Below are 10,475 nucleotides of genomic sequence, written 5' to 3' on the forward strand. Positions count from 1 at the left end.
TGTGACCTGCTCGGGCGCGGTTGTGGACAATGGGGGTGTGAGCACCGATCCTTCGCCGTCCGAGTCCGAGGTCGAGCCGTCTGCGGAACCGCCTGAGCAGGATGCCGCCGGGGACGGCGCGCCGCTGCCCAAGCGGCGGGTCTGGGTGGTGTTCGCGGTCGCGGCGCTGCTGTGGGCGATCGACCTGATCACGAAGAACCTGGTCGTCGCGAACCTCGAGGGCAAGGAGCCCAAGCCGATCCTCGGCGGGCTGATCTACCTGCAGGTCATCCGCAACCCGGGCGCCGCGTTCTCGATGGCGACCGGCATGACGTGGGTGCTCGCGCTGGTCGCGATCGGCGTCGTGATCGCGATCGTGTGGATCTCGCGCAGGCTGCGCTCGGTCGGCTGGGCGATCGGCCTCGGGCTCGTGCTCGCCGGCGCGCTCGGCAACCTGACCGACCGGTTCTTCCGCGAGCCCGGACCGCTGCGCGGCCACGTCGTCGACTTCATCTCCGCGTTCGCGCCCAACGGCCAGGGGTTCGCGATCTTCAACATCGCCGACTCCGCGATCTGCGTCGGCGGCGCGCTGATCGTGCTGCTGTCCCTGCTCGGCAAGGACTACGACGGCACCTCCACCCGCGGCAAGAAGAAGGACTCCGAGTGAGCGCGCGCATGCTGCCCGTCCCCGACGGGCTCGACGGGATGCGCGTCGACGCCGGGCTCGCCAAACTGCTCGGCCTGTCCCGCACCGCGGTCGCGGACCTCGCCGCGGCGGGCGACGTCCTCCTCGACGGCCGCCCGGCGGGCAAATCGGACCGGCTGTCCGCGGGCGGGCTGCTCGAGGTGACGCTGCCCGAACCGGAACGTGCGGCGGAAATCGTCGCGGAGCCGGTCGAAGGCATGAAGATCCTGCACGATGACGACGACATCGTGGTGATTTCGAAACCGGTCGGCGTCGCCGTGCACCCCAGCCCCGGCTGGACCGGCCCGACGGTCGTCGGCGGACTCGCCGCGTCCGGGCTGCGCATCTCGACCTCCGGCGCGGCCGAACGGCAGGGCGTCGTGCACCGGCTCGACGCGGGCACCACCGGGGTGATGGTGGTGGCGAAGAGCGAGCACGCGTACACCGTGCTGAAGCGGGCGTTCAAGGAACGGACCGTCGACAAGGGCTACCACGCCGTCGTGCAGGGCCACCCGGACCCGACGCGCGGCACCATCGACGCCCCGATCGACCGCCATCCGCGCCACGACTACAAGTTCGCCGTCGTCGCGGGCGGACGGCCGAGCGTCACGCACTACGAGGTGGTCGAGGCGTTCCGGGCGGCGTCGCTGGCGCACGTGAAGCTGGAAACCGGCCGTACGCACCAGATCCGCGTGCACTTCTCCGCGCTGCGCCACCCGTGCGCGGGCGACCTGACCTACGGGGCGGACCCGGTGCTGGCCCGGAAACTCGGCCTGACGAGGCAGTGGCTGCACGCGCGGACGCTCGGGTTCGCGCACCCCGCGGACGGCCGGTGGGTCGAGTTCGAGGCGGAGTACCCCGACGATCTGGCCAGTGCGCTGGAGATCCTGCGCGACGGGAACTAGTCGACGGCCCAGGTCAGGGTGCGCTCGTCCGGCTCGGGCCGCGGGCTCCAGCGCACCGAGACGACGCGGGTCGCGGTGGGGAGCACGTAGACGGTGTGCCCGCCGAGCGTCTCGCCCGGCTGCACGCCGATCTTGTGCGGCGGCCGGGACGTCAGCGAAACCGGGGCCTTCGCGACGGTCTCGCCGCTGTCGGTGACGAGCTCGAGATAGTTGTCGGGCAGCGACGCGAACGGGATCGGCCCGCGATTGGTGATCTCGGTGTGCACGACGACCGCGCGCTCGCCGTCCTCGAGCCGGTAGCCCGCCGCGCCGAAGAGGAAGTCGGCGGGATCCTGGACCTCCAGCAGCTGCACGGAAAGCTGTTCCCCTTCGAGCCCCTGCGACTGCATCGTCTCGCCGATCCGCCCCTGCTTGGCAGGCGCCGCGGCGGGCCGGGGTTCGTCGCCGCGGGCCCAGGACGCGGTCTGCGGGACGCCCCACGTGCTGACGACCGGATCCGGAGCAGGGTACGGCCCGGAGGGTCCATTGTGGACATTCGTGCCGACGGGAACCTGGTGCGGCATCCCGGTTTGCCCGGGGGAGTACGCGCCGGACACTCCTGGCCCGGCAGGGATCCCGTTCGGTCCCGGGGCATACGCGCCCGACACCCCCGGCCCGCCGGGAATTCCATTCGGCCCAGGGGGATACGCGCCGGAAATCCCGGCCGGTCCGGGTGCGTACGCGCCGGACACGCCCGGACCTGGCCCGGTCGCCGGAAGGCCGGTCTGCCCGGGCGGGTACGCGGCGGAAGTCCCCGGGCCGGGCATGCCGTGCTGCCCCGGACCCGCGGGAATCCCGGTCTGCCCCGGTGAGTAGGCGCCGGAGGTTCCCGGGCCGGGCATGCCGTGCTGTCCCGGCGGATGCGGTCCGGAGTGCCCCGGCATCCCGGCGGAATCGGGGATCCCGTTCGGCCCGGGCGGATGCGGACCGGAGCCCTGCGCGCCCGGCATTCCCGCCGCCCCGCCTCGCACGGGGACTCCCGCCGACGCCGGGCCGGCGCCTGGCGCCGCACCCTGGCCGGACGTCATCGGCCCCGGCATACCGCCCTGGTTGGGCCCGGGCATCCCGCCCTGGTTGGGCCCGGCAGCCCCTGGCATTCCGCCCTGGTTAGGTCCAGCAGCCCCGGGCATCCCGCCCAGGTTCTGTCCCGCCGTCCCGGGCCCCGCGTTCGGTCCGCCCGCAGCGGGGAACGGCACCGACCCGGGCCCGCCCGGATAGCCGCCCGGGGGACGCTGCCACGAAGCCGGAGCCCCGGAAATCGCCGCGCGGAGGCCGTTCGGGTCGCTTTCGACCCCGACCAGCAGCGGCAATCCGCTCCCGGACAGCGCGACCAGCCGGTACGCGACCTCCCTCGGGTCCATCCCGACCTTCGCCGCCAGCTCGTGCACAGCCCCCTTGCCCAGCTCGGCGAGCGCGGCGAGCAGGCGGATGTCGGCGGGATCGGTCACGGCCACTCCGGCAACGCTACCGCCTCGCCCGCCCGGCCCGGCCGCACCACGCGCCCGGCGTGCCCCGCGCCACCGCGACGTCGGCGATCGGCGCGTCCCGGGGGGCGGGCGGGACCGCCCGAGTTCGACGCCCTGGCACGCCGGTACGGCCTGCCGCACCACGTGGCCCGCGCCGCCGCGGCACCGCGCCACCGCGCCACCGCGACGTCGGCGATCGGCGTGTCCCGCGGCGGCAGACGGGACTGCGCGAGTTCCACGCCCCGGCACGCCGATACGGCCTGCCGAGGGACCGGCCGCCGAGGACACGGGCGTCGGAGCCCCTGTCTCGATTAGGGTCGGGAGCAGCACTCGCTCCGCCTACCCTGGGGGTCCACGCCGATGACCGTCGTTTCCGATCTCGCCGACGAACTCGTCGAGGTGTCGTTCGACCACGAGCCGCTCGACGCCGCCATTCTCGGCATCCGGCCGGACGCGCCGGGGCTCGGCGATCCGTCGGCCGCGGCGGAGGCGGCGCTGCGCGGGAAGCTCGCCGGGATCCGGGAGCGGGCCGAGGCGGTCGACCCGGCCGGGCTCGACGACGTCGACCGCGTCACCCGCGACGTCCTGCTCAGCTCCGTCGACGGCACCCTCGACCGGATGGACAGCCGGGTCGTCGACTTCACCGTCACCGACCTGTTCGTCGGGCCCGCTTCCGGGCTGCTGTCCGCGCTGCCGATGGTCACCGTCACCGCGGAAACCGCCGAGGTGCACCTCGGCAGGCTCCGCGAGATCCCGGAGTACCTCCGCGCCGTCGCGCAACGGCACCGCGACGGCATCGCCGCCGGGCTGCTGCCGATCGAACGCCTGGTCAAGGCCGCGATCGCGCACCTCGACCGCTACCTCGCCGAGCCCGAGAACGACCCGCTGCTGCGCCAGCCCGCCCCGGACGACGAGTTCGCCGCGCGCCGCAGGCAGATCCTCGAAGACGTCGCCCGGCCCGGCTTCCGCGAGTACCGCGACTTCCTCGAGGCCGAGGTCCTCCCGCACGGCCGCCCGGACGACAAGGCAGGCGTCTCCTGGCTGCCCGGCGGCGACGAGATCTACGCCCGTCTCGCCCGCACCCACACCACCAGCAACCGCACCCCGCAGGAACTGCACGACACCGGCCTCGCGGTGATCGCCGGCCAGGTCGAGCAGTACCAGGCGCTCGGCGAGCGCGTGTTCGGCACGCGCGAGCTGCCGGAGATCTTCGAGCGGCTGCGCACCGACCCGAAGCTCCGCTGGACGAGCGCCGAGGACCTCCTCGAAACCGCCCGCACGGCCATCTCCCGCGCCGCGGCCGAGGCACCGAACTGGTTCGGCAAGATCCCGGAGCACCCGTGGACCGTCGAGGCGGTGCCGGAGGACTCCGCGCCCGGCGCGCCCCCGGCGTACTACATGCCGCCCGCCGCGGACGGGTCCCGGCCGGGCGTCTACTTCGCCAACACCCACCAGGCCACCGAGCGGTTCCGGCACACCGCCGAGGTCATCGCGTTCCACGAGGCGATCCCGGGCCACCACTTCCAGCTCAGCACCGCGCTCGACCTCGCCGACCTGCCGCTGCTGCGCCGCATCGGCAACTTCACCGCGTACGCCGAGGGCTGGGGCCTCTACACCGAGCGCCTCGCCGACGAGATGGGCCTGTACTCCGACGACGTGTCGCTGCTCGGCATGTTGACGATGGAGTCCATGCGGGCCGGGCGGCTGGTCGTCGACACCGGCCTGCACGCGCTGGGCTGGAGCCGGCAGCAGGCGGTCGACTACCTGCTGGAGCACACGCCGATGGCGCAGGTCGAGATCGAGTCCGAGGTCGACCGGTACCTCGGCTACCCGGGCCAGGCGCTCGCGTACCTGGTCGGGCGGCTGGAGATCGAGCGGTTGCGCAAGCAGGCCGAACAGCGGCTCGGCAGCCGCTTCGACGTCAAGGCCTTCCACGACACGGTCCTCTCCGGCGGCTCCCTGCCCCTGTCGGTGCTGGACGCCGTGGTCACCGAATGGGCCGCGGGCTACGGCGACACCGTCGTCGGTCTGGCGGACGAGCTGGTCGAACTGGACTTCGAGCGGGAACCGCTGGAGCGCACCGTCCTCGGCCTCCCCGGCGACCACACGAAGCTCGCCGACCCGAGCCTCGCCGCGGCCGAGCGCGACCGGGCCAAGTACGCCGCGATCGCCGAACGCGCCGACGCGATCGACCCGGCCGGGCTGACTCCGTCCGAGGTCATCACCCGCGAGGTGGTGCGCACGCACGCCCGCGGCGCGATCGACACGATCGACTCGCGGCTGTCCGGCTTCGCGGTGAGCGACGGGTTCAGCTCGCCCGCGCTCAACCTCATGACCATCCTTCCCGCGCTGGCCCCGGACGACGCGGACAAGGCGCGCGACTACCTCACCCGGCTGGCGGCGATCGGCGGCTATCTGGACGCGGTGATCGAGGCGCAGCGGACGACCGTCGCGGACGGGTTCGCGCCGCCGGACTTCCTGGTGCGCATCGGGATCGAGTACGTCGAGCGGTACCTCGCGAACGAGGACGGCGACCCGTTCCGCGTCACGCCGTCAGTCGAGGTCGAGGGCTTCGCGGCGGAGTGCGACCGGCTGCTCGCCGAGGTCGTGCGGCCCGCGTACCGCCGCTACCGCGACTTCCTCGCCGAGGACGTGCTGCCGGTTTCGAAGACGGACAGCCAGCCGGGCATCAGCCACCTGCCGGGCGGGCTGGAGAAGTACCAGGGCCTGATCCGCGCGCACACCACCACGGACCGCACCGCGCAGGAACTGCACGACACCGGGCTGCGGCTGGGCGAGAAGCTGGCCGAGGAGTACCGCGAACTGGGCTCCCGCGTGTTCGGCACCGGAGAACTGCGGGAAATCTTCGACCGCCTCCGCACCGACCCGGAGCTGCGCTGGCGCGACGGCGAGGAGCTGCTGGAAGGCGCTCGCACCGCCATCGCCCGGGCGGAAACCGTTGCCCCGCAATGGTTCTCCCGGGTGCCGGACGCGAAGTGCGCGGTCGAGCCGGTCCCGGAGGCGGACGCGGCGAGCGGCACCATCGCCTACTACCTCCAGGCGGCCTTCGACGGTTCCCGGCCCGGCACGTACTACGCGAACACCTACGAGGCGAGTTCGCGGCCGCGGTTCACCAGCGAGGGGATCGCGTTCCACGAGGCCGTTCCCGGGCACCACTTCCAGCTCACGTTCGCGCAGGAACTCACCGATCTGCCGCTGCTGCGGCGGATCGCGCCGTTCAACGCCTACATCGAGGGCTGGGGCCTGTACGCGGAGCGCCTCGCCGACGAGATGGGCCTGTACTCCGACGACGTCGCCCGCTTCGGCATGCTCGCCCAGGACTCGATGCGGGCCGGGCGGCTCGTCGTCGACACCGGCCTGCACGCGCTGGGCTGGACCCGGCAGCAGGCGGTCGACTACCTCGTCGAGCACACGCCGATGGCGAAGATGGAGATCGAAGCGGAGATCGACCGGTACGTCGCGAATCCGGGCCAGGCGCTCAGCTACATGGTGGGGCGGCTGGAAATCCAGCGCGTGCGCGCCGAGGCCGAGCGGGCGCTGGGCGACCGGTTCGACATCCGCGCGTTCCACGATGTCATCCTGGGCAACGGGATTCTCCCGCTGTCCGCTTTGGACACCGTGGTCGGCGCGTGGATCGCGGAGGCGTCCGCGTGACGTGGCTCGACCTTCCGGCCGACACCCTCTTCGGCCTCGGCAACCTGCCCTACGGCGTCTTCTCGCACGGCGAGCGGACCCGCCGGGCCGGCGTCGCGGTCGGGGACCAGGTGCTCGACCTGACCGCGGCGGCCGAGGGGGAGTCCTTCGGCCGCCTGCTCGGCGCGGGCGTGCTGAACCCGCTGCTCGCCGCCGGCCCGGACATCTGGGCCGATGTGCGGGCGCGGGTCCGCGAATGGCTCTCCGAACCGCGGCACGCCGACCGGATCCGGCCGCATCTGGTGCCCCGCAACGAAATCACGAGCCATCTGCCAGTAGAGGTCGCGGATTACGTCGACTTCTACTCCAGCGAACAGCACGCGATCAACGCCAGCCGGATCTTCACCGGCGGCGACGATCTGGTGCCGGCGAACTGGAAACACCTGCCGATCGGCTACCACGGCCGCGCGGGCACCGTCGTCGCGTCCGGCACGCCGGTGATCCGCCCGGCCGGGCAACGGAAACCGCGCAAGGCGACGCAACCGTCGTTCGGCGCGGCCAAGCGGCTCGACTTCGAGGCGGAGGTCGGCTTCGTCGTCGGCGTGGGATCGGAGCTGGGCGCGCCGGTGCCGATCGACGAGTTCCCCCGCCACGTCTTCGGTGTCTGCCTGGTCAACGACTGGTCGGCGCGCGATCTGCAGGGCTGGGAATCGCAGCCGCTCGGGCCGTTCCTCGGCAAATCGTTCGCCACGTCGATGTCGCCGTGGCTGGTTCCGCTGGCCGCGCTGAAGCACGCCCGCGTGCCGCAGCCCGCGCAGGACCCGGAGCCGTTCGAATACCTGCGCGCGGCCGAGCCGTGGAGCCTGGACCTGACGCTGGAAATCCGGATCAACGGACGGCTCGTGTCCAGTCCGCCGTTCGCCACGCAATACTGGACGGGCGCGCAGCAGTTCGCGCACCTCACCGTCAACGGCGCGAGCCTGCGCACCGGCGACCTGTACGCGTCCGGCACGGTCACCGGCCCGGCGAAGGACCAGCGCGGCTCGCTGCTGGAGCTGAGCTGGGGCGGGCGCGAACCGCTCGCGGTCGGCGAGGAGACCAGGACGTTCCTGGAGGACGGCGACGAGGTCGTCATCACCGCTTCCGCCCCAGGTCCAGGCGGTGCGCGGATCGGGTTCGGCGAGGTGCGCGGGACGGTGGCGCCCGCTGTGGTGTGACCCACGCCGTAGCGTCGTCACCCGGGCGGCCGCATAATGAGCAAACGCTTAGTCACAGTCGACCGGCACGGGAATGAGGGATCGATGAGGATCGGCACCGGCGTCAGCTACTCGGGCGGGTTCGCCGAAAGCGTCGCGGACATCGTGGAGCTGGAACGGGTCGGGCTCGACATCGTGTTCGTCCCCGAGGCCTACAGCTTCGACGCGGTGAGCCAGCTCGGCTTCCTCGCCGCGAAGACCGAGCGCGTCGGACTGATGTCGGGCATCTTCCAGATCTACACCCGCACGCCGAGCCTCACCGCGATGACCGCGGCCGGGCTGGACTTCGTGTCCGACGGCCGGTTCACTCTCGGCCTCGGCGCGTCCGGACCGCAGGTCATCGAGGGTTTCCACGGCGTGAAGTACGACGCGCCGATCGGCCGCACCCGCGAGATCATCGAGATCTGCCGCCAGGTGTGGAAGCGCGAGCGCGTCGTGCACGACGGCAAGCACTACACGATCCCGCTGCCCGCCGACCAGGGCACCGGCCTCGGCAAGCCGCTCAAGCTGATCAACCACCCGGTCCGCGAGCGGATCCCGGTCGTGCTCGCCGCGCTCGGGCCGAAGAACGTCGCGCTCGCCGCCGAGGTCGCCGAGGGCTGGCAGCCGATCTTCTTCCACCCGGAGAAGGCCGCCGACGTCTGGGGCGCTTCGCTCGCCGAGGGCAAGGCCAAGCGCGACCCGCAGCTGGGCGAGCTGGACGTGTTCGCCGCTCCGCCGCTGGCCATCGGCGACGACGTCGACCACCTGCTCGACTGGGTGCGCCCGGTGTTCGCGCTGTACATCGGCGGGATGGGCGCGCGCGGCAAGAACTTCTACAACACGCTGGCCTGCAACTACGGCTACGAGGCCGAGGCCAAGCAGATCCAGGACCTCTACCTCGACGGCAAGAAGGAAGAAGCCGCCGCGGCGGTCCCGACGGAGCTGCTGCGCGCCACGTCGCTGGTCGGTCCGGCGGGGTACGTGAAGGAGCGGCTGGCGGCGTTCAAGGAGGCCGGCGCGACGACCCTGGCGGTCAACCCGCTGCAGCCCGGACGCGAGGCGCGAGTGGCCGCCGTCGCCAAGCTGAAGGAGCTGCTCGGGTAGGTCCGCTATGATGCGGGCTACTGAGAGTGTGAAAAAACCGCACCTCAGGTCGATGCCGCCGTCGAAATGCCGTCAACTCCCCGCGCGGGACGCGAATTCGGGAGTAAGAACGGGTTCAACGGGGAATCCGGGCGGGGCGAAAGCGAGGTAGGCCGGGCTGTGCGCAGAATCGAAGGACCCGCTGCTGCGGTGCTGGACGTCGGGTCGTTCAGCGCCCGGCTTGTCGTGCTCGAACCCGGCGGATCCCCGATCGACCCGGCCTTGACGCACCAGACCCGGCTGCGGCTGGACCGCGAACTGGACGACGACGGACGGCTCAGCAAGTGCGGCATCGCCGCCATCGCCAAGGCCGTCTCGAACGGGATGGAATTCGCCCGCGAGCACGGCGTCGAAGACGTGTTTCCGCTGGCCACCTCGTCAATCCGGGACGCGGTCAACTCCCGCGACGCGGTCCGCGAGGTCGCTCGTGAGACCGGGGTCGAACTGCGGTTCCTGTCCGGCCGCCGCGAGGCGGAACTGACCTACGTCGGCGCGCGCCGCTGGTACGGCGCGTCCGGCGGCCCGCTGCTGGCGCTCGACATCGGCGGCGGCACGGTCGAGCTGTCCGCCGGAGCGGGCGAGCAGGCCACGTTCGCGCGGTCGCTGCCGCTGGGCGCCCGGTCGGTTACGCGCGATTGGCTGCCCGCCGAACCGCCGGTGCGCAGCAAGCAAGTGCGTGCGCTGCGTGACCACGTGCTGGAGGAAGTCTCCGCCGCACTGGGCGACGTTAAGGACGAGCTGGCCGAACACCGGGTGGTCGGCTGCTCGAAGGTGCTGCGGCAGCTGGCGCGGCTGGCGGGCGACCGTCCGGGCAAGGCTCGCGAGCTGCACCTGGACGACGTGCGCGCGTGGATTCCGCGGCTGTCGGCGATGCCGTTCGCGCGGCGCGCGCAGCTGCCGGGGATTTCGCGGCAGCGGGCCCAGCAAGCGCTCGGCGGCGCGGTCGTCGCGGAGGCGCTGCTGACGGTCGCGGGCGGGAGCCTGTCGATCTGCCCGTGGTCGACCCGGGACGGGCTCCTGCTGACGCTGCTGGACCAGCTCACGGACGCGACCGGAAAGCAGCGCTCGCGTCCGGCCGCGTGAACTCCCTGGTGCGGGCGCGGTAAACCGGGTATCCCGGAGAGATGACCCCGCGCAGCGAATTCCTTCCCCGCGACCGGTCCGAGGACGACGACGAGGAAACGCCGTTCCCCGCGCGCCGCAAACGCGAGCTGCCGGACCCGGACGAGCTGCCCGGCGAGGTGGCGAACGCGCCGGGGCCGGATCTGAGCCCTTCCCGGACCGACGAGGTGCCTCGGGTGCCGGGTACGGACGAAACGCCGTCGTGAGCGGCAATCGCGGTTCTCTCCGCGATTGCCGCTCACGA

The 10,475-nt window shown here is 72.4% G+C and carries 8 protein-coding genes; 7 read left to right on the plus strand and 1 reads right to left on the minus strand.

Annotation, left to right across the window (positions count from 1 at the left end):
- Positions 1-37 precede the first annotated feature (37 nt).
- Positions 38-646 carry a signal peptidase II gene (lspA, locus tag DMP23_RS11045; RefSeq protein WP_337820973.1) on the plus strand — a complete coding sequence of 203 codons (609 nt, stop codon included), beginning with the start codon at positions 38-40 and terminating at the stop codon, positions 644-646.
- Positions 643-1,569 carry an RluA family pseudouridine synthase gene (locus DMP23_RS11050; protein ID WP_107051029.1) on the plus strand — a complete coding sequence of 309 codons (927 nt, stop codon included), beginning with the start codon at positions 643-645 and terminating at the stop codon, positions 1,567-1,569. Before lspA ends, DMP23_RS11050 begins: the two co-directional genes overlap by 4 nt.
- On the opposite strand, the gene DMP23_RS48020 is transcribed toward DMP23_RS11050, so the two are convergent.
- Positions 1,566-3,062, minus strand: a complete 1,497-nt coding sequence (locus tag DMP23_RS48020) for an AsnC family protein (protein ID WP_443111258.1) — start codon at positions 3,060-3,062, stop codon at positions 1,566-1,568. The genes DMP23_RS11050 and DMP23_RS48020 overlap by 4 nt on opposite strands.
- Positions 3,063-3,434: 372 nt before the next feature.
- Here DMP23_RS48020 and DMP23_RS11065 point away from each other — a divergent pair, with 372 nt between their 5' ends.
- The 5 genes from DMP23_RS11065 (at position 3,435) to DMP23_RS11085 (ending at position 10,437) form a co-directional block, all read left to right on the plus strand.
- Complete coding sequence (locus DMP23_RS11065) at positions 3,435-6,749, plus strand: DUF885 domain-containing protein (protein ID WP_337820974.1); 3,315 nt, start codon at positions 3,435-3,437, stop codon at positions 6,747-6,749.
- Complete coding sequence (gene fahA, locus DMP23_RS11070; protein ID WP_337820975.1) at positions 6,746-7,945, plus strand: fumarylacetoacetase; 1,200 nt, start codon at positions 6,746-6,748, stop codon at positions 7,943-7,945. The genes DMP23_RS11065 and fahA overlap by 4 nt, the downstream gene beginning before the upstream one ends.
- 84 nt (positions 7,946-8,029) lie before the next feature.
- Complete coding sequence (locus DMP23_RS11075; RefSeq protein WP_037812396.1) at positions 8,030-9,070, plus strand: LLM class F420-dependent oxidoreductase; 1,041 nt, start codon at positions 8,030-8,032, stop codon at positions 9,068-9,070.
- Positions 9,071-9,229: 159 nt separating this feature from the next.
- Complete coding sequence (locus DMP23_RS11080; RefSeq protein WP_037812394.1) at positions 9,230-10,192, plus strand: Ppx/GppA phosphatase family protein; 963 nt, start codon at positions 9,230-9,232, stop codon at positions 10,190-10,192.
- 41 nt (positions 10,193-10,233) lie between these two features.
- Positions 10,234-10,437 carry a hypothetical protein gene (locus DMP23_RS11085; RefSeq protein WP_037812392.1) on the plus strand — a complete coding sequence of 68 codons (204 nt, stop codon included), beginning with the start codon at positions 10,234-10,236 and terminating at the stop codon, positions 10,435-10,437.
- Positions 10,438-10,475 lie beyond the last annotated feature (38 nt).

This window comes from Amycolatopsis sp. A1MSW2902, from assembly GCF_017312175.1.
GTDB lineage: Bacteria > Actinomycetota > Actinomycetes > Mycobacteriales > Pseudonocardiaceae > Amycolatopsis > Amycolatopsis nivea.